A 423-nucleotide genomic window follows, 5' to 3' on the forward strand; every position below is an offset into this window, starting at 1 on the left:
CGACGGTTCGGCTGCGAAGAACGCGTTCTCCTTCACGAGCGATGCGGCATCGACACTCGCGAACATGCACCTGTCGTCCAAGGGTGGCGAACTCTCCTTTACCGTCATCGGCAACACCATTCTTGGCTTCGTCAATAACAACGGCGGCGGCTACASCCCGATCWTCGATCGGCCGGTCCTGTCGATCACGCTGAACAGCGACGGCAGCTTCAAGTACCAGCAGTAYGACCAGCTCGAYCACGCTCCRGGTGCAGGCAATGACCTSAAGTCGGGCTCGACGACGATCTCCGGCATCGACTTCGGCTCGGTCATCAAGGCAACCGACGGCGACGGCGATACTATCGTCATAGGCGGCAAGCTTGTCGTTACCGTCACCGACGACGCACCAGTCGTTTCGATCTCGCTGACCGGCAACGTCGTCAC

1 protein-coding gene is annotated in these 423 nt (G+C 60.0%); it reads left to right on the forward strand.

Annotated elements, in window-relative coordinates; genetic code table 11:
- Positions 1 to 423 (forward strand): hypothetical protein (locus AC1DIX_RS27955; RefSeq protein ID WP_477328620.1); only part of this gene is annotated, 423 nt, incomplete at both ends.

The organism is Massilia sp. 05N420, from assembly GCF_056397205.1.